This is a genomic window from Spirosoma pulveris (genome assembly GCF_054781875.1).
The window spans coordinates 715044-735418 of the sequence record NZ_BAAGTO010000003.1; the positions used below are offsets into that span (position 1 = coordinate 715044).

General features: G+C 55.0%; 15 protein-coding genes. 6 read left to right on the forward strand and 9 right to left on the reverse strand.

All coding sequences use genetic code 11. The annotated features are described in order from the left end of the window. Nucleotides 1-73: 73 nt before the first annotated feature. From metX to ACYVJM_RS15610, 4 genes are all read left to right on the forward strand, one after another. Nucleotides 74-1153: a homoserine O-acetyltransferase MetX gene (metX, locus tag ACYVJM_RS15595; RefSeq protein WP_461149157.1), complete on the forward strand. Its 1080-nt coding sequence runs from the start codon at nt 74-76 to the stop codon at nt 1151-1153. Nucleotides 1154-1159: 6 nt separating this feature from the next. Continuing rightward, the gene (locus tag ACYVJM_RS15600; protein ID WP_461149158.1) at nt 1160-1753 is read left to right on the forward strand and encodes an SGNH/GDSL hydrolase family protein; all 594 of its coding nucleotides are present in this window, start codon (nt 1160-1162) and stop codon (nt 1751-1753) included. Between the two features lie 74 nt (nt 1754-1827). Continuing rightward, nucleotides 1828-2556, forward strand: a complete 729-nt coding sequence (locus tag ACYVJM_RS15605) for an esterase family protein (RefSeq protein WP_461149159.1) — start codon at nt 1828-1830, stop codon at nt 2554-2556. Between the two features lie 101 nt (nt 2557-2657). Beyond that, nucleotides 2658-3971 carry a hypothetical protein gene (locus ACYVJM_RS15610; RefSeq protein WP_461149160.1) on the forward strand — a complete coding sequence of 438 codons (1314 nt, stop codon included), beginning with the start codon at nt 2658-2660 and terminating at the stop codon, nt 3969-3971. 14 nt (nt 3972-3985) lie between these two features. Here the strand turns inward: ACYVJM_RS15610 and ACYVJM_RS15615 are convergent, their stop codons facing one another. From ACYVJM_RS15615 to ACYVJM_RS15645, 7 genes are all read right to left on the reverse strand, one after another. After that, nucleotides 3986-5440, reverse strand: a complete 1455-nt coding sequence (locus ACYVJM_RS15615) for an META domain-containing protein (RefSeq protein ID WP_461149161.1) — start codon at nt 5438-5440, stop codon at nt 3986-3988. A gap of 75 nt (nt 5441-5515) precedes the next feature. Next, entirely contained in the window at nt 5516-6181 is a 666-nt protein-coding gene (locus ACYVJM_RS15620; RefSeq protein ID WP_461149162.1) for a hypothetical protein, read from the reverse strand. Between the two features lie 75 nt (nt 6182-6256). After that, entirely contained in the window at nt 6257-7441 is a 1185-nt protein-coding gene (locus tag ACYVJM_RS15625; protein ID WP_461149163.1) for a glycoside hydrolase family protein, read from the reverse strand. 195 nt (nt 7442-7636) lie between these two features. Beyond that, the gene (locus ACYVJM_RS15630) at nt 7637-8458 is read right to left on the reverse strand and encodes a 5'-methylthioadenosine/adenosylhomocysteine nucleosidase (RefSeq protein WP_461149164.1); all 822 of its coding nucleotides are present in this window, start codon (nt 8456-8458) and stop codon (nt 7637-7639) included. A gap of 74 nt (nt 8459-8532) precedes the next feature. After that, nucleotides 8533-9846: an NCS2 family permease gene (locus ACYVJM_RS15635; RefSeq protein ID WP_461149165.1), complete on the reverse strand. Its 1314-nt coding sequence runs from the start codon at nt 9844-9846 to the stop codon at nt 8533-8535. Nucleotides 9847-9909: 63 nt separating this feature from the next. Then, entirely contained in the window at nt 9910-10641 is a 732-nt protein-coding gene (locus ACYVJM_RS15640; RefSeq protein WP_461149166.1) for a 6-phosphogluconolactonase, read from the reverse strand. Nucleotides 10642-10740: 99 nt separating this feature from the next. Beyond that, nucleotides 10741-12126 carry an alkaline phosphatase D family protein gene (locus tag ACYVJM_RS15645; RefSeq protein ID WP_461149167.1) on the reverse strand — a complete coding sequence of 462 codons (1386 nt, stop codon included), beginning with the start codon at nt 12124-12126 and terminating at the stop codon, nt 10741-10743. Nucleotides 12127-12198: 72 nt separating this feature from the next. Between ACYVJM_RS15645 and lysA the strand changes: the two genes are divergently transcribed. Then, nucleotides 12199-13473, forward strand: coding sequence for a diaminopimelate decarboxylase (gene lysA, locus ACYVJM_RS15650; RefSeq protein ID WP_461149168.1), 1275 nt, complete (start codon nt 12199-12201; stop codon nt 13471-13473). A 70-nt stretch (nt 13474-13543) separates the two neighbouring features. Then, the gene (locus tag ACYVJM_RS15655; RefSeq protein ID WP_461149169.1) at nt 13544-14257 is read left to right on the forward strand and encodes a YebC/PmpR family DNA-binding transcriptional regulator; all 714 of its coding nucleotides are present in this window, start codon (nt 13544-13546) and stop codon (nt 14255-14257) included. Nucleotides 14258-14361: 104 nt separating this feature from the next. Here the strand turns inward: ACYVJM_RS15655 and ACYVJM_RS15660 are convergent, their stop codons facing one another. Next, nucleotides 14362-17253: a T9SS type B sorting domain-containing protein gene (locus ACYVJM_RS15660; RefSeq protein WP_461149170.1), complete on the reverse strand. Its 2892-nt coding sequence runs from the start codon at nt 17251-17253 to the stop codon at nt 14362-14364. A gap of 146 nt (nt 17254-17399) precedes the next feature. Continuing rightward, nucleotides 17400-20294: a T9SS type B sorting domain-containing protein gene (locus ACYVJM_RS15665; RefSeq protein ID WP_461149171.1), complete on the reverse strand. Its 2895-nt coding sequence runs from the start codon at nt 20292-20294 to the stop codon at nt 17400-17402. Nucleotides 20295-20375 lie beyond the last annotated feature (81 nt).

Consider the following 20375-nt stretch of genomic DNA (forward strand, 5'->3'; position numbering starts at 1 on the left):
TTGGTTTGGTTTACGATGTGCCGTTGAGCCGTTGCCGGTAAATGGTACATCGTAAACCACAAATTTTTTTCGATTGGACCTTTCTTATTTCGATTACAAATATTCGTTCCCGCTCGAATCAGGGGAGAGCCTGCCGGGGTTTCGGCTGGCGTATACCACACGCGGCACACTCAACAGCGATCAGTCGAATGTTGTCTGGATCTGTCACGCCCTAACCGGGAATGCGGATGCCGGCGATTGGTGGGGCGGTATGGTTGGTTCGGGCAAGTACTACGATCCAGCCACTAATTTTGTTATCTGTGCTAATGTGATCGGTTCGTGCTACGGATCTACCGGACCCTTGTCGATAAACCCTCAAACGGGTCAACCTTTTTATCGTACGTTCCCGATGATTACCATCCGGGATATGGTGGCGGCTCTGGATTTGCTGCGGCAGGAACTGGGTATTGATAAAATTCACACCTGTATTGGCGGCTCGGTGGGGGGAGAGCAGGCGCTGGAATGGGCCATTCTACAACCCGGCCTGATCGAAAATCTGGTGATTATTGCCGCCAGTGCCATTGCGTCGCCCTGGTGTATTGCGTTCAATGAAGCCCAACGAATGGCTATCGAAGCCGACCCAACCTGGTCCGAACAGCGCGACGATGCCGGAGCCGCCGGGATGAAAGCGGCCAGGGCTATGGCCATGATTTCGTACCGAAATTACGATACCTATGGCTTTACGCAGGCACTCGACAATAATGAGCAGCTCGATGGCTACAAATCGGCCAGTTATCAGCGCTACCAGGGCGAAAAACTGGTGGAGCGCTTTAATGCCTTTACCTACTGGACGCTCTCCAAAGTAATGGATTCGCACAATGTTGGGCGGAACCGGGGCAGTATTCTCAACGCGCTGGCGCAGGTGAAATGCCATACGCTGGTGGTGGGAATTCGGTCTGATCTGCTTTTTCCACCCTCCGAGCAGCAGTTTCTGGCCCGGCATATTCCAGATGCCACCTACGAAGAAATCGATTCGTTATACGGCCACGACGGATTTTTAATTGAGTTCAGACCATTGGCGGGTATTATCCGTAAGTGGATGGCAAGTGCCGCTTCGGCTGGCGGGGCACCGGCAACCAACCCATCAACAAGTTTTAGTCAGCCGGTTAAATAACGCAGTATGATTTGGTACGAAGACGAGGTTCGACAACTCGAAAATAAACGAATAGCCCTCCCCACGCCCGCAAACAAAGTCGTTTTTTATGGCAGTTCATCCATTCGGCTCTGGACAACGCTGGCGCAGGATTTCCCTCAGCTAGACACGCTGAATCTAGGTTTCGGTGGTTCTACACTAGCGGCCTGTGCCTGGTTTTTTGAACGACTGGTAGTGCCGGCAACGCCTAAATCGGTGGTTTTCTACGCCGGAGACAATGACCTTGGCGATGGTCGGCATCCGGAAGAGGTAGATCTCTTTTTTGCGGCTTTTGCGGAAAAAATGACCCGTTTGCTTCCGGGAGTGCCGTTGGCTTTTCTGTCGGTTAAGCTTAGTCCGGCCCGCTGGAATATTGCCGATCAGATTCGAACGACGAACAAATTGATTCGACGGGAGTTAGAAAAAGTACCTGAATGGCAGTATGTTGACATGACAACGCCTTTGCTGGGACCGGATGGCAAACCCCGTTCAGAATTTTTTGAATCGGATGGACTGCACCTAACGCAGGCCGGTTATCGAACCTGGCAACAGGCATTGCAGCAACAGAGTCGGATTTTTTAACGATTTGTTTACCCGGCCAATGGATGAGGTTCGGGTTAACCGTTGCAAATTCACAGGTACTTAACGTTAGTGTTATGCACCGGGAATATCATAAGTGGTTTAGTCCGAATCTAAACCGTGATATGGAATTGTTGATTTTAGGGCACGCGGGTGCACGGGTACTGGTATTTCCAACCCGACGAGGCCGTTTTTACGAGTACGAATCCTTTGGAATGGCGGATACGCTGGCCGAAAAAATTGAGAACGGCTGGCTGCAACTCTACTGCGTAGACAGCGTTGACAATGAAAGTGTCTATAACCGGTCGGCGCATCCCCACGACCGCATTCGTCGGCATAACCAGTACGAACAGTACATCATTAACGAGGTGCTGCCGCTTTCCCGCCTGAAAAACCCGCAGCCGTTCCTGATTGCACATGGGTGTAGCCTTGGTGCCTACCACGCGCTCAATATCGCTTTCCGGCATCCCCACTGGTTCGCTAAAGTGGTTGCCTTTAGCGGACGGTATAATTTGTCTGAGCCGGTGGGCGAGTTTCGCGGGTTGTTTGACGATTACTATGACGAGGAGATCTACTTCCATAGCCCTAATCATTTTTTGCCCAATCTGGATGATAGCGTCCTGCTCGAATCCCTCCGTCGGCTTCAGATCGTGATGACCATCGGGGCCGAAGATCCCTTTCTGGGTAGCAACGTAACCCTAAGCTCAGCCCTTTATGATAAACAGATTCCCCATGAACTGTACATTTGGGATGGGCGGGCGCACCAGGTCAGCGATTGGCAGAAAATGGCGCAATTGTATTTATAGGTAGTTGCATTATGCAGATTCGAACCGCACATATACCAAATAAAACGGGCAATTTTGCTTATTGATCGGGCTGGGGTGTTCGGCTGGAAATTGAAAGCAACATGCGTCGTTATAGAATCACAATCTTTGTCGTTGCCCTGGTGGTAATCAATATCCTGGGGTTAAGTTTTACCGTTGTCAATAAGGGTAGCTATAAAAACTCACTATACTACCGGTTTACACGGCAGCGGTTTGCCTGGGTTGTGAGCGACCCTCGCCCTAAACAACCCATTCGGGCAGGGTGGGCAAGCGTAACGATCAGGCCCGAAGCGTCTGCCACAAACGCGCCTTCACCACGCCCGAAGTGGGATTCCGTTCAAACGCGCGCGCTGGTGCTCGATAATGGCACGACACGGGCGGTCATGATCACCGTCGATTTACAGATGATGCCGCCTACGGTCGCTCAGGCGCTGGAGCAAAAGCTACCCAGACTTGGCTTCCCGTGGAAAAACGTGTACCTGGGAGCCACCTGTTCGCAACCGGATTTAAGCGGCTGGGCAAGCGACTACATGGGTCAACGGGAATTTGGGCCCTACGATGAGCAGCGTACCCGGCAGTTGACAGAGGCCATTCTGAAAACGGTTACGCTGGCTCAAAAAAACAGTGCAACGGTAAAGATTGGGTATACGCAGGTTGATCCGAAAACTCTGCAGCAATTGTCTGCTACGAGCGGTCGGGCCGGGGCAGCACCTCTTCATCTGCTGCAACTTCGCAAACTGACGGGCGAATCGGCACTGATCTACTCCGGTTCTGTAAGCCCAATTCCCACGGGGAACAACACCAAACCAGCCGACGAGACCTCTTTTCTTCGCATGCTGACCCAGCAGCTCGACAAGCAAACTCACTGGTTTGGTATGCCTGTGGTCGGCTCCATTCAGGATGCCAATCTTTCAGGCCAGGTAAGGGGCAACAGCCCGGAGGCAGATAGTCTGGTTGTCCGGCTAACGACCCTGCTAGACCGCCAGCCACTTCGTACAGATAGTACGTTGATTGCGCAAACGGCCCCGCTTGTCCAGAATGACCCTCAAATTCGTGTCAGCCAGGGCTTTCGGCTGAAGCCCTGGCTGGCCAAAGCGCTTTACGGCGACTATCCCGCTGAACTGAAAGCGTTACGTATTGGGCAAACCGTTTTTGTGGGTTGCCCCGGTGGCATATCGGCTGAACTGGCTGGTGAGCTGCGTAACTTACCCGTAGCCGATAGCCGAAACCTGATCATAACCAGCTACAATGGCGGAAACCTTGGGCAGATCGTCCCTGACAAATATTATTACGCCGAAGACAGTCCCTACGCCATTGGTCAGACCAATCGCTTTGGTCCGCATACCGCCGAATTTTTTGCCGATATGACTCAAAGTCTGGTCAGTAGTTTGAAATAGCTGGCTCAACGATGTTACTTCCTGACAAACCGCATCACGGCAATATCACCCTTGATCAGTGTGAGTGTGTTGTCATTGACGGAATAGCGATTCACCGTTTTCAGGCTGTTTAAAAATGTCTGCTCGCCTTCGCCGGGGCACATCATGCGCGTCATGGCCATGGCATCGGTGAAACTGATTTTAGGCCCATCGACCATGAGTTTGCCATTGAATGAATTGCAACTGGTCGATCCATTGAGCCGTTGTTTAATCGTGTCGAAAGTAATAGACGGCTTTTTGTCGGGATACAATCCCTCAAACGCTATTCTCGGCCCGGATATGTAGTTCAGTTCCCAGACACCATCCAGTGACTGATTGACGTTGGACGACTGCATTTGACTGGAGGATAACGATAACTTTTCGGTCAAATATAAATAAGGCGGATGGAAGTGATGGGTAAAGATCTTTTCCTCACTTTCCGGATACTTCTTAAAATATTCGCTATCGCCCAGGAGAACGATGGTTGCCCCGGTTCTGACGTAGTCATTGCTGTTGAAGTAGGTCGGGGCTACATAGCCTTTCAGATTTTTCTGAACCGTTTTGGAGGCCAGTTTACCTAAATATTTCTGGTAGTTCTGCTGTGCTTTCAGCGCAGGTTTACTCAGGCTATTGTAGATGTAGTTAAGGACGATCCGTTGCGGCAGCTTCTGTTTTTTTATCATGGCGGGTGCTCCTTTAAACGGATTCGTCGTATTCACGTCGTTGATCGTCTGGATGGTAAACGGCACTTCGGGTACCCAGTCGGCGGCATTGACAACGTTGTAGGCCCAACCATTCTGTGTAGCGGCTTCGTATTCATACGCATAATACAGATTGCCCGGCTTAGGGCCTGCGCTGCAATATGTTTTGAACTGTATGTCGGCGGGAATACGCGACTGCTTTTGCAGGTTTCGCAGGTAGGATGTCAGTAAAAAAGCAATACCACCGCCCTGACTGTGGCCCATGATGATCACGTCTTTGATGCCCGCCCGGTAGCACGAGTCAATTTTTGGGAGGATGTCCTTTGCCAGAAATGCCGTACTCACCAGCCAGCCTACATGAACCGCAGCCTTAGGGCTGGACGCAAGTTCATACTGAAAGTTCTCGGTATCACTAATCTGTATCGATCCTTTGGCGGGCACCATAGCCGCGTAAAAATTGCTCAGCCAGCTTACACTGTTGGCCGTTGTTCCGCGGATGCTCAGCACCGCCACCGATTGCGGGCTGGTCCATAAATCCCACATGTTATCGAGCCCGACAACCGGGGAACGATAAACCCGTTTGAACTGCTGCGGAGTCGGAAAGGAATTGACATACGTAGAATCGCCAAACTGAGCCGATACTTTGAGGAGTTCGATGTACTCTGCTTTATCAAATCCCGGCTTGAGCTTCTGACCGAACAAGGCAAATGGTAACGCAGCTAAAATAAAAACGGCTATACTATTTTTCATAAGGGAGTGATTAATGAATGATGGAACTTGGATTAGTCAGACTATAAATCAATGGATACCCGGTGGAAGAACCCCCTAATTAACGCGTGACACGCGTATGGATGCCACCTGATTGTCCCAGCCAACCCGTCGCAGATCATTGATCGAGGTAGTGAAGATCTGCGAGCGTCCCTTCAGATTTGGCTTTCTGAATACCTGAACGGCGTAGCCGGGTGCTACTGTAAAGGAGGTAATATTTTCGGCAACGTTCATACCAAGAAACTTAAAGGAGCCGGGGCCGAACTGAACCATATTTCCGGTAAAATCGAGGTCATAAAACAGCCGAACGACAGGTCGATTGCCGGAGCCACCTCCGGGTCCGCCGGATTGGTTCATCTTAATGGCGCCCGAAATGATTTGATTATCCCAGCCTAAGGATGCCAGCATAGGATTACTGGTTGTAAATGTTTGTGAACGACCGTTACGGGACCGGGCCGTAACGGACCATCCACGAGGTATGTAAATGGACGATATGTTGCCGCTCAAAAACCCCAGTGAACCACTGGTGAAGTTACCCGGACTGAAGCTCCTCGACATACCCGTGTATTTTATATCACGATAAAAGATGACCTGATTGCCCTGAGGACCAGGATTCGGGTTTCCGTTGCCCCCCTGAACCTGGGCGAACGAAAGGCAAGGGGCAAACAGAACCCAGAGCATCGCAAACAGGATGCTGACTTTAGTACATAATGATGCGTACATACAGTAAGAGGTTTGTAGTAGAATGATTGTGAAATGATTCTTAACTGCCCTCTTAACTAAGTGTACACTAAAAGGTTAACCAACAGGTAAGCTGGCTTCCAGAACAACCGCCTGCGCCTGCCGTAAGGCGTTGGCGTACGGCTCAACCAACACTCGGCCTGGTGGGTCGGTCGACAGATCGGCGTCCCAAAGGCCGGAGTGATGCCAGTGATCTATATGATCCCAATCGGGGCGATCCACAATCGGGTACAGGCATGCGCCCACTAGCGGAATTCCTGCCTGTCTGACGGCCGCACATTCCCGGCCAATCATTTCAATCCAGAACGGACGGTCAATACCCGGATGACTGGTTTCTGTGAGGGCAATAGGACGTTCGTAGCGTCGATACGCTTTCGTGAGCAAATGCCGAAGGGGTACCCAGCGCGAGTCAGGTATATCGTCATTCCAGCCTAAAAAGGTATGTGTGCCCTCAATCCACTGGTTGTTGTAATAATAGTTGAATCCTAAAATGTCGACGTAGTCCATCGATCCACCCAATTCGGGGGTTAGTCGACCCGCCAGCATATCCACTGATTGAAACTGGTTTTCATCGGCAATGGCGGCATTAATAATCTGCTCCGGGGTCGCGTTCAGGGGCGGCACCATCTGGACCAGCGGTTCGGTTGTCAGGATACGGATGGTCGGGTCGATCTCGCGCATGGCGGCAACGCCCTCAATATAGGCCCGCATCAGGCCAACTTTTACTTCCCAGCCCTGATTGGTACAGTAGGGTGATGTTCCGGCCGCGTCGCCCCCGAGCCACGACATAAAGCTGACTTCATTGATGGGGGTGACAATCAGGGTGTCGTCCGGGTACAGGTCGCGGTAAAAGTGGACAAAGGCCCGGCACAGAGCAGTAAAACGCCGGGCAAACAGGGGGTGTAAAGGCGTTAGGTCGTCGGGGTAACCGAAGTGGCATAAATCCCAGATTTGCTGAATGCCCTGCCGGTGGCCTTCTGCCAGCATGTCGGCGACTACGCTCCAATCGTATTGATACGGCCGTTTTTCAACAAGACTCCACTGTATACCTTCCCGAACCGTACGGATGTTCAATGAATGCAGAAGCGCATAGTCTTCATTGAGCAATTGAAGGTGGCCCGAGGCCCGAAGCAAGTCGACCCGATGGCCAAAGCAGTTTAACTGGTCAGAGCATTCATAACCGCCCCACCAGAATGACTGGAACGGATTTAGCGATGAAGAATGTGTTGAGTTGAGTAGCAATGATTTAAACGTTGATGTACTCAAAGGTGATAAAAAACAACTCACACATCAAAAGAAGGCGTTTTTTCTGAGGTAACGGCGATGCTGGCGCAAGCATTGGCTCGTGCCATTTTATAAAGTCAGTATTCACTGACGCAGGCGAATGCTTGCTTTATCAAAAGGCGCGGGTATTCACCCGCGCCAGTCCATACCGCCTTACAACGCCTTGACAATCGCAATCACGAGTTTAGCCGAGTTTCGGGCGGCTGTCGGGTAAAATTTATCGTAGGCAATGTGCGCTTCGGCATCGGCACGGTCGCTCAGGCTACGGATGATGAGGTGCGGCACCTGAAGCTGGTAACAGACCTGCGCAATAGCAGCCCCTTCCATTTCGGTCGCGTCGGCTCCGAAGTCGGCGCGGAGACTGCTCACTTTAGTAGGGGAAGCCACAAACACATCTCCTGTTACAACGGTGCCCGTCATCACCTTTACCGGCCGGTCTGAAACCCCACCCGATGCCAGTGGAATACCCTCCAGTGAGACGGTCTTGACAATACGTTCGGCTAACCGCATCAGGGTGGTATCGGCGGGAAAAAAGGCCGGGTTGAACTGTTTGGTAATGGCATTCCGGGTTTGCCGGGTCGGTGTGTTTTTGTCGGTAATAGCTCCGTAATCGTGGTGGGCCGTTTGTCCGGCAATCACAATGTCGCCCGGTTGAAGGTCGGGGTTTGTGCCGCCCGCAATGCCCGTGAACAGGATGCGCTGTGGCCGAAAATGATCCAGCATCAGGGCCGTGGTCATGGCGGCATTTACTTTGCCAATCCCCGTTTCAGCCACTACAACTCGCTGATTGCCGATTTTGCCGGTGGTAAACACAACGCCATCCACAACCACTGTTTTGGGTTTGGTCAGCGTTTCTTTGACCAGGGCGACTTCGGCCCCAAATGCGCCGAGCAGACCGGTTATCGGGCGCGGTTTATAACGCTGGGCGAAGGCAACTTGGGCGATAAGGAGAAGGAATAGCGTTGCTTTTTTCATGTCAGGATAAGTTGTAGATAATTGTAAAATCGGGTTCTCAGACCCGACTTCACAGGAATATCGGCGAAAATGTGCTAATGCCCGCTTGTTAATGCCAGCACGCAGAATACATCGACTATCCAGAGGGCGAGCGATACGTCGCGGCTTTTACCAACGGCGACTTTAATGACTGTCCAGGACAGAAACCCCCAGATGAGCCCTTGTGTGATGGAATAACTGAAGGGAATCAAAACCAACGCCAGAAAAGCGGGGAGCGCATCGTCGAGTTGACCCCACTCAATGCGCGTAATGGGCTTCATCATGAACGCACCCACCAGCACCAGAGCCGGAGCTGTGGCAATGGCCGGTATGATCGAGAGCAGGGGCGACAGAAACAGAAACGGTAAAAAACAGCAACCGGCCACCACCGCCGTGAGGCCCGTTCGCCCGCCCTGCGCAATCCCCACCGCCGACTCGATATAGGCTGTGCCCGGACTGGTACCAAATACTCCCGCCAACGTGGTGGCTACGGCATCGGTCATCAGCGAGCGGTTCAGGTTACGCGGTTGGCCGTCTTCGTCCTGCAAGCCACCCGCTTCGGCAACACCCACGAACGTGGAGAGACTGTCGAACAGGTCGGTGAAGGCAAAGGCAAAAATAACCGGCCATAAGGACCACGACAGCGAGCCTATCAGGTCCAGCTTACCCAGCAATGAAAAGTCGGGAGCGGCCACGATACCCTGAAAATTGACCAGTGTTTTCTGCCCGAAATTAATGGCCGAGGCATCGCCCCAGTACCGCCCAATGGGCCAGGCCGCCAGCGTTGTCAGGATGATGCCAATGATGATGCCGCCCGGCACGTCCCGAATCACCAGGACGCTCATGAGCAGCAGGCCAAAGACAAACGTAAGAACAATGGGGTCGTTGAAGTGAGCGATACCCACTAATGTTGCCGGATTCGCTACAATAAACTTGGCGTTCTCGAAGCCGATGAGCGTAATGAAAAGTCCGATTCCGGCCGAAACCGCATAACGCAAGGGTTGCGGAATGGCCCGCACAATGGCCGATCGGACGTTAAAAACAGACAGCAGCAGGAACAGAACCCCCGCCCAGAATACAGCCCCCAGCGCTACTTCGGGCCGTATGCCCATGCCTTTCACCGCTGTAAAGGTAAAGAAGGCGTTCATGCCCATGCCCGGTGCGACGACTATAGGGTTTCGAGCGTACAGCCCCATCATCAGGCTGCAAAAGAACGACAGCAAAATGGTCGCCGTCAGGACACCGCTAAAGGGCAACCCGGCCTGACTCAGAATTGCCGGGTTGACCACAATGATGTACATAGTTGCCAGAAACGTGGAGATTCCAGCCAGAATTTCAGTGCGACGAGGGGAGGTAGTCGTAGTTGACAAAGGTGCTGTCGTTTATCGTTGATCCGCTAACAACCCACAAACTACAACCCGAACGCCATAAACTCAAACCGTACCCAGTAAACTCCCGGCCGCTTCATCGACCCAAACCAGTACATTGGAATGCGTTTGTACAATGCTGGCCGGGACTTGTTCGGTTACCGGCCCTTGTAGCGCTTCCTGTAAAACAGGCGCTTTCTTCTCGCCACTCACCAGCAAAATAACCTCCTTGGCGTCGGTCAGATGGCGCAAGCCAAGGGTGATTCCCTGGCTCAGGCTTGTTTCGGTCTCGAAATATTTCTGACCAACCGTTTTGGTGCTTTCTGCCAACTCCACCACGTGGCATCCTAGTGTAAAGGGCGTTCCCGGCTCGTTGAGGGCAATGTGGCCGTTCATGCCCATGCCCACCAGCAACACATCCAGGCCACCCCGCTCAGCAATAACGGTGTCGATGCGGGCGCATTCGGCAAATAGATCACTCGCTTTGGCGTCGAAAACGTGTACCTGATCCAGCCGCAGGTTGAGCGGGTTGAAGAGGTCGCGGAACACGTAAAACGAACAGCTGCCGAAGTCGTCCGGCCCGAAACCTACCCATTCGTCGAGTCCGACAAACGTGCACTGGCTAACATCGACGCGACCCTCCTTTACCAGACCGACAAACCGGTGATAGGTTTCAATCGGGGTATCGCCCGAGGCCAGACAGAGCGTTGCCGTGGGTTTCTGATTGATGATAGCTGCAAGGTGTTCGGCGGTGTGCTGCGAAAGAGTAGGGTGGTCGGGGAATTTGTTAATAGTCATTGGGTTTTTGTCATGCTGACGAAGGAAGCATCTTCGGTAGCTGGAAAAAATATCGCGCTCGAAGATGCTTCCTTCGTCAGCATGACAAAATAAAATAATCTATTTCAACTCACTCGCCCGTACGTCTTTTGTCCAGCGTTCGGTGCCCTTCTGGTCGTAGACTTTGATGTTCAGTACCCGATCTTTGGCAGGTCCGCTAACGCTCAGAATACCGAAATTACGGTCGGTAACCAGCGTACCGTCTACGTAAGTTGGTAGTTTTAACTCGTCGGCCAGGGGTTTTGCCGGGCCGGAGGTGAGGGGCGAGATGGTCAGGTCGTACAACGGATAGGTGCCGGGGCGATCCAGTTTATGAAGAATGGAATGGTGGCGATCGCCGGTGAGGAACAGCACCCCCGGAATCTTGGCATCGCTAATGGCTTTGAATAGGCGGTCGCGTTCGGTTCCGTAAATGGCGTAGTTCTCGAAGGACTTTGTCGGATTGACGATCTGCCCGCCCGTTACGATAAACTTGAACGTCGCCTTGCTGAACGTCAGCGCATCTAGTAACCATTGAATCTGCTTCTCCGAAAAATAGGCTTTCCCCGGTCCATCGGGCATTTTATCGGGCGCCCGGAACGTGCGGTCATCGAGCATAAAAAACTGGCAGTCGTTCCATTCAAAAGTACCGGCGCAGCTTTCGGGAAATATGAAATTCGGGTTGGCCCAGAAGAGCTTGAACGCATCGAGCGTCACTTCTTTTAGCCAGTAGGAGCGGTCGGAATCGTCGGGACCGTAATCATGGTCGTCCCAGATAGCGTAATTGTGCGTTGCGGCCAGCAGCGGCTGCATTTCGGGGAGCGAGCGCGTGTGTGTATACCGGCGCAATACCCCGCTTCGGCTGTTCCAGTCTACCTCGCGGGTGTAGGTATTGTCGCCCGTCCAGAGCATAAAGTCGGGTTTCTGGGCGGCCAGCGCTGTAAATATCTCGTAGCCACCGCCGTAGGGCGTGCCGGGTCGGTCGACATTAGGTTCGTTGACGTAAGTGCAACTTCCGACGCCGAAGCGAAACATCGGAGGGTCGGTCCGCCATTGCCACAGGCTTTGGGTTTGGAACTTGGTCGGGTAGGGCAGGCTCACCTTCTGGCCCTCTATTAACACGTCGTACGCGTACGTCTTTCCGGGGTCCACCTGATCGGCGAGCAGGTGGGCTGTAAAAGCCGTTTGCCGGTTGGTGTACACTTCGTTGGTCAGGTGCGTCGTGGCTGATGTCGATGCCGGAGTATCCCCCGCTGACGGGCTATCAACTTCGTGGTAGCGAATCTGGACACGGGCGGGTTGTTTGGTTTGCACCCAGAGTTTTACCTCGCGCATCTCGGAATAACCGACCATTGGCCCCGACTGAAGCAGGCCGGACGCGGTCGCCGATTTTTGTCCATTTCGCCCGGTGACGGCCTGCTTTTTTGCTGTCGACTGGCCAAAAAGAGCAGCCGGTCCAAAAAGCATAAGGACTAAGAGAAACTGAATTTTGTACATGGGGGAAAGATGGCGTAATTTTGCGGTTCGTTCAATGAAGTCATGCAACTAAATAACCGTACGTACCAGATTCAGGGTGTCAATGTACTGGAAATAGCCGATGAATTCGGCCTTCCTTTATACGTCTATGATGCCGACAAAATTATCGAAAAAATTGGCTTGCTCCGGTCTTCATTTGCCGGTGTCAACCTAAAGATAAAATACGCGGCCAAGGCGCTGACGAATATCTCCATTCTGAAGCTGATGCGGCAGCAGGGCGTTGAAATGGATTCGGTATCGGTTAATGAAGCTCGCATGGGCATGATGGCGGGGTTTGAGCCACGGCAGATCATGTTTACACCAAGCGGGGTGTCGTTCGATGAAATCCGCGAAGCCGTTTCGCTCGGCTTACAGTTAAACGTCGATAGTCTGTCCTTATTGGAGTGGGTTGGTCAAACCTACGGCACTCAAGTGCCCATCAGCATCCGCATCAACCCGCACATCAGCGAAGGCGGCAACATCAAGATTTCGACCGGTCATGCTGACTCGAAGTTTGGTATTTCCATCCTCCAGCGCGATCAGATTCGTGCTGTGGTGGAGCAGTACCAGATTCCGGTAGCAGGCCTGCACATTCATACGGGTTCCGACTTTAAGAATGCCGGTGCGTTTCTGCGCGGGGCCGAGGTCCTGTTCGACCTGGCCGGCGATTACCCGAATCTGTCGTTCATTGATTTTGGCAGCGGCTTCAAAGTGGCGTATAAAGAAGGCGACCATATTACCGATGTCGAAGAGCTCGGTCGTCAGGTGTCGGCCGCTTTCCAGAACTTCTGTAAGAACTACGGCCGTGACCTCGAACTCTGGTTCGAACCGGGTAAATTTCTGGTGAGCGAAAGCGGACATCTGCTGGTAAAAACCAACATTGTCAAAGAAAATCCGACGCGTACGTTCGTGGCGGTCGATTCGGGCCTGAATCACCTCATTCGCCCGATGATGTACGACGCGTACCACGACATCAAAAACATCTCGAATCCACAGGTTTCGGGGGAAAAGGTTGCTGAAAAGACTTATAACGTCGTGGGCTACATCTGCGAAACGGATACGTTCGCTACGGATCGCACTTTGCCGGAAGTAAAACCCGGTGACGTGTTGTCTTTCGAGAATGCTGGTGCGTATGGTTTCAGCATGGCCTCCAATTACAACGCTCGTTTCCGACCGGCCGAAGTACTGGTTTATGAAGGAACACCGTACCTGATCCGTCAGCGCGAAACGTTTGAGGATCTGGTTCGCGGGCAGGTAGATTTGTCAATTTTTAATCAACAGGAAATACTAAATGCATAATGTATAATGGCTAATGCCGATTCGCATAAGGTCATTCTACAGTGTACATTTTACATTATTCATTACAGCAATGGGACGCGCATTTGAATACCGGAAAGCCCGGAAAATGAAACGGTGGGGGCAGATGGCTAAGACCTTCACCCGTATTGGTAAAGATATTGTGATGGCCGTGAAAAGCGGTGGACCCGACCCCGATAGTAACGGGCGGCTGCGAGCTATCATTCAGAATGCCAAGGCGGCCAACATGCCGAAAGAAAATGTGGACCGGGCCATTAAAAAAGCCTCGTCGAAAGATCAGGAGGACTACAAAGAAATCGTATACGAAGCCTACGCGCCACACGGCATTGCGCTGGTGATCGAGACGGCTACGGACAACCATAACCGCACGGTAGCCAACGTGCGCAGTTACCTCAATAAGCTCGGTGGTAGCTTAGGCACGCAGGGAATGCTCGACTTTATGTTCGACCGTAAATCGGTGCTCCGGATTACGGCCGAAGGCATCGATCAGGAAGAGCTTGAACTCGAACTGATCGACGTGGGGGGCGACGAGGTTGAATTTGACGAAGAAGCCAACCAGTATGTTATCTACGGCGAGTTTACTGCGTTCGGAAGCATTCAGAAGTTTCTCGAAGAAAAAGGCTACGAAATCAAACAGGCCGAATTCGAACGTATCCCGAACGACTATAAAGAGCTAACCGATGAAGAAGCCGCCGATGTGGAAAAGCTCATCGAACGAATTGAAGAGGACGACGATGTTCAGATGGTGTATCATAATATGAAATAGCAAAAGGCCGGTTTAACCGGCCTTTTGCTATTTCATCGTACCTGGTTCCGATTTGAGGCCGTGCCACGGTTGCAACCGTGGCACGGCCTCAAACTTTAGTTCATCTATCTCGATCCACTTCCTTCTCGGATGATCTGGACCCAGCTTTTGAGGATCTGAGGGGGGGCGTTGCGCTCCAGCTGCGCATAGTGCACCGTGGCCTGGTAGTAGTACAGACCCGTCGGCAGCTCCGCCCCGTCGCTGCTCCGCCCGTCCCAGCTCAGGGTCGGACCGCTGCCCTCATAAAGCCTGGCCCCCCACCGGTTGTAGACCACAAACTCGATCCGCTCCACAAACCGCGGACACGCCAGAGGCACAAACACATCGTTCTTGCCATCCCCGTTGGGGGTGAACACGTTGGGCAGGGCCAGATACGGACAGGCCTCGTTGCAGACCACATTCGAGGGGCGGCTCTCCAGCCCCCGCTGGCTCACCGCCGTCACGTAGTAACAGCCCGCCACGGTCGTCAGGCTGCTGTGGGCAAAGCTGGTGGTGGGGGCCGCCACGCTGCTCAGGGCCCGCAAACTGTCGGGCCGGTAGCGGGCGTAGTAGATCTTGTAGGTGGCAATGTTGGCGTCGCAGTTGGGGCCGCTGCCGGGCGTCCAGCGGAGCTGGTTGGTGAAGCTGGTCACATTGCAGAAGCTCTCGGGGCTCAGACTGGCGCAGTTCAGCGAGTCCAGCCGCAGGGTGGGCGGGCAGGGCCGGGTGGTGTCGGTGGGGGTGGCACAGATGACCTGACTGTAGTTGATGAGCACCCCCAGGCGGGCCAGCTGGGTGTCGGTGTACTGGCCCCGGGTCATCACCCGGTAGCAGTAGCTGGAGTCGGCCGAGAGGACCCGGCTGGTGTTGCCATCGGCGGTGAAGGCGTCCGTCCCGTCGTCGGAGAAGGTGTAGGGCTGGGTCTGGACGGTGACTTCGCGGATCTTGTTGAAGGGGCCGTTGGGGCCGGTACGGCTGCGATACACATCGTGGACGCGGGCGTCGTTGGACCAGGGGGTGCTGGTCTGCCAGCTGAGGGTGACCTGCCGGTTGGCGGGGGTGGCCGCCAGGCGCACGGAGGCCGCGGGCTCGGTGATGTCGAGTCGGGTGAGCTGCTGGGTGTTGGCATCGGTGTAGAAGAACTCGATGCGGTAGCGGTAGGGGTTGGCGGAGGTGTTGAGGGGGTTGGCCGTGGTGCCCCGGTCAACGAAGGAGGTGTCGTTGGCGGAGGGGCTGAGGGTGGAGTTGATGGTGGCCAGGGGGGTGAAGTTGGTTCCGCTCAGGCCGGTGGCGCGCTGGATACGGTACTGGTAGGGTCCGCCCAGGTCGCCGGGGTTGAGTCCGATGGGTCTCGTCCACTTGAGGGTGATCTGTCCGGTGACCTCGCGGGTGGAGTCGACCGTCACCTGGGTGATCACCGGAGCCAGCAGGGGCAGTGTCAGACACGCCTGATTGGAGGCCAGTGAGACGCCCCCATTACTACCCCCATTGACGTCGGGGTACACCGCCAGGAGTCGGTAAGCGTAGGAGACGCCCCGGCGCAGGGAGGAGGTATCCGTGAAAGTGGTCGCGGTAACGGGCACGTCGGCAATTTTGGTGTAGCCGGGGGGTACGCCGGTGGTACAGGGGGGGATGGGCCGGTCATCGCAGCCCTCTTTGCGGTAGATGGCAATATAGGTGCCGGGGTTACCGCAGGCATAAGGGCTCCAGGTGAGCTGGATGGCTCTGCCGTTGGCCGTAGCGGTGGGCCGGGCGGTGAGGTTCTTGATGGATGGCCCCACAATCTGGATGCGGAAGGTCTGGAAGGAGACCAGCGCGGGGGTGGGCCGCTGGGGCACATCGGTGACCTTGAAGGTCACATCGTAGGGTGCCTGACGAATCTGGTTGCAGCTGGTCTGCCAGGAGAAGGTAGCCGTGGCGGGCTGGTTCTGGATGATGTCGCCGTTGATGAGTCGGGCGTAAGCGGGGGGGATGAGTTCGCTGGCGGGCAGGGGCTGGCGGTCGGCGCCGATGTTGAAGACGCCCCCAAAGCCGGCGATGACGACGCGTTGTCCGTCGGGGTCGGTGGCCGTGACGGGCTGCGTGATGAGGGCACCGGCCTCTACGCACAGGTCCGGTATCGGCTGGATGATCGGGCGCAGGTTTCTATTGTCGACGACAATGATCTGCATGTCTCGGGTGATCTCTCCAATAAGTACACCGTTACGCCATTCTTCAATGATAAACGCAAAGTTGAACTGGCCGATCTCACCCGGCGAATCCCAGCATAATTCGCCCGTTTTCGGGTTAATGGAGAAACTGGGCGGGGTGCCTCCGTCCTCCCGGACGGTACTAAATCGGGTGGGGTCCTGATAGGACGGAATCGCTCGCCCTACGCATCCATTATCCGTTAAACTGGTTTGGGGTACACTCAGTCGATAAGCCAGACTATCGCCATCGGCGTCGAAGGCGGCCGGGTTATGGCAGAATTTCTGGCCTACCCGACCCGAGTCGAGCGGTGGGTTGAGCATGACCGGGGTGGAGTTGGTCAGCAGGGCCGCATTGATGTAAATCGTCGTCGAGACGAAGAAACGGATCTGGTCGGAGGTAGCCGCTGGCGGAAGGTTTTTGGTGTCAGCATTCCGGTTGGGTACGGTTACGCCAATGGTATAGGTTCCCGGTCCGGGATACGTATGGATAACGGTATAACTGTTAACCGATGAAGTGCGTCCGTTGATGTATACACGGCCGCTTCGACGAACATCAGCTGTGGTCCCATCGCCAAAGCAGAAGGTATAGTTTTCAGCCTGGTCAGCGGCTGGTTTCCCTTTTACTTCGTCGAAGTAAGCGGTAAAGGTGATCTTGTATGTTAGCGACGTCTGAGAAACCCGTTTGGTCGTAATTTCACCCGCTCGTACGTGAGTAGCCTGGCTGACTGTCGGGCACAGCACCGCACCAAAAAATAGACCTAAAAAACCAAGTATATAGAGGAACCGCATAGAATTAACGCATTTTTAGTACAACGCTGTCGCGTGTCAAAAATGTATTGATATGAAGCGGTAAGATAAGGGAAAAACAAAAAAGGAGAAAGGAGCATTGTCTCTTGCTGCCTCTTTCTCCTTATTTGACCCTTCTTTTAGGATAATTACTTAATACTGCCGTCCTCGCGGATGATCTGGACCCAGCTTTTGAGGATCTGAGGGGGGGCGTTGCGCTCCAGCTGCGCATAGTGCACCGTGGCCTGGTAGTAGTACAGACCCGTCGGCAGCTCCGCCCCGTCGCTGCTCCGCCCGTCCCAGCTCAGGGTCGGACCGCTGCCCTCATAAAGCCTGGCCCCCCACCGGTTGTAGACCACAAACTCGATCCGCTCCACAAACCGCGGACACGCCAGAGGCACAAACACATCGTTCTTGCCATCCCCGTTGGGGGTGAACACGTTGGGCAGGGCCAGATACGGACAGGCCTCGTTGCAGACCACATTCGAGGGGCGGCTCTCCAGCCCCCGCTGGCTCACCGCCGTCACGTAGTAACAGCCCGCCACGGTCGTCAGGCTGCTGTGGGCAAAGCTGGTGGTGGGGGCCGCCACGCTGCTCAGGGCCCGCAAACTGTCGGGCCGGTAGCGGGCGTAGTAGATCTTGTAGGTGGCAATGTTGGCGTCGCAGTTGGGGCCGCTGCCGGGCGTCCAGCGGAGCTGGTTGGTGAAGCTGGTCACATTGCAGAAGCTCTCGGGGCTCAGACTGGCGCAGTTCAGCGAGTCCAGCCGCAGGGTGGGCGGGCAGGGCCGGGTGGTGTCGGTGGGGGTGGCACAGATGACCTGACTGTAGTTGATGAGCACCCCCAGGCGGGCCAGCTGGGTGTCGGTGTACTGGCCCCGGGTCATCACCCGGTAGCAGTAGCTGGAGTCGGCCGAGAGGACCCGGCTGGTGTTGCCATCGGCGGTGAAGGCGTCCGTCCCGTCGTCGGAGAAGGTGTAGGGCTGGGTCTGGACGGTGACTTCGCGGATCTTGTTGAAGGGGCCGTTGGGGCCGGTACGGCTGCGATACACATCGTGGACGCGGGCGTCGTTGGACCAGGGGGTGCTGGTCTGCCAGCTGAGGGTGACCTGCCGGTTGGCGGGGGTGGCCGCCAGGCGCACGGAGGCCGCGGGCTCGGTGATGTCGAGTCGGGTGAGCTGCTGGGTGTTGGCATCGGTGTAGAAGAACTCGATGCGGTAGCGGTAGGGGTTGGCGGAGGTGTTGAGGGGGTTGGCCGTGGTGCCCCGGTCAACGAAGGAGGTGTCGTTGGCGGAGGGGCTGAGGGTGGAGTTGATGGTGGCCAGGGGGGTGAAGTTGGTTCCGCTCAGGCCGGTGGCGCGCTGGATACGGTACTGGTAGGGTCCGCCCAGGTCGCCGGGGTTGAGTCCGATGGGTCTCGTCCACTTGAGGGTGATCTGTCCGGTGACCTCGCGGGTGGAGTCGACCGTCACCTGGGTGATCACCGGAGCCAGCAGGGGCAGTGTCAGACACGCCTGATTGGAGGCCAGTGAGACGCCCCCATTACTACCCCCATTGACGTCGGGGTACACCGCCAGGAGTCGGTAAGCGTAGGAGACGCCCCGGCGCAGGGAGGAGGTATCCGTGAAAGTGGTCGCGGTAACGGGCACGTCGGCAATTTTGGTGTAGCCGGGGGGTACGCCGGTGGTACAGGGGGGGATGGGCCGGTCATCGCAGCCCTCTTTGCGGTAGATGGCAATATAGGTGCCGGGGTTACCGCAGGCGTAAGGGCTCCAGGTGAGCTGGATGGCTCTGCCGTTGGCCGTAGCGGTGGGCCGGGCGGTGAGGTTCTTGATGGATGGCCCCACAATCTGGATGCGGAAGGTCTGGAAGGAGACCAGCGCGGGGGTGGGCCGCTGGGGCACATCGGTGACCTTGAAGGTCACATCGTAGGGTGACTGACGAATCTGGTTGCAGCTGGTCTGCCAGGAGAAGGTAGCCGTGGCGGGCTGGTTCTGGATGATGTCGCCGTTGATGAGTCGGGCGTAAGCGGGGGGGATGAGTTCGCTGGCGGGCAGGGGCTGGCGGTCGGCGCCGATGTTGAAGACGCCCCCAAAGCCGGCGATGACGACGCGTTGTCCGTCGGGGTCGGTGGCCGTGACGGGCTGCGTGATGAGGGCACCGGCTTCTACGCACAGGTCCGGTATCGGCTGAAGTAAGGGGCGCTTGTTCGGACTGTCGACGACAATGATCTGCATGTCTCGGGTGATCTCTCCAATAAGTACGCCGTTACGCCACTCCTCAACAATAAACGCAAAATTATACTGTCCCACCTGTCCCGGCGAATCCCAGCAAAGCTCGCCGGTTCGGGCATCGATGGAGAAGGTAGGGGGTGTTCCCCCGCCCTCCCGGACGGTACTGAATCGGGTAGGGTCCTGGTAGGTTGAAATCGGTCGTCCCTGACAACCAGCCTCTGTGGGGGATGTTTGGGGTACACTCAATCGATAAGCCAGACTATCGCCATCGGCGTCGAAGGCGGCCGGGTTATGACAGAATTTCTGGCCTACCCGACCCGAGTCGAGCGGTGGGTTGAGCATGACCGGGGTGGAGTTGGTCAGCAGGGCCGCATTGATGTAAATCGTCGTCGAAACGAAAAATGGAATCTGGTCAGATAGGGCCGCTGGTGGAAGGTTGATTGTATTTTTATTCCGGTTGACGACCGTAATGCCAATCGAGTAGGTTCCCGGTCCGGGATACGTATGGACAATAGTATAGCTATTGATCGACGAGGTGCGGCCGTTAATGAGTACGCGGCTGCTGCGTTCAACGGTCGAGGTAGTGCCATCGCCAAAGCACATGGTGTAGCTGTCTGCTGCATCGGCTGCTGCTCTGCCGGCCGGCGTTTCGTCGTAATACGCCGTAAACGTGATCTTGTAGGTAAGGGAGGTTTGCGAAATGCGTTTGGTGGTGATTTCACCCGCCCGAACATGGGATGCCTGACTCGTTACAGGCTTCAGAATAACGCAAAAAAAAAGTAGGATGAAGTTGAGTAAGTAGATAGGCCGCATGGATTCCAGCTGTTTCAGCTAAAACGCTTCCGGCCGGAAAAGAGTATAAAAAAAGTGAAGTTGGTGGAGTGGGGCAAATAA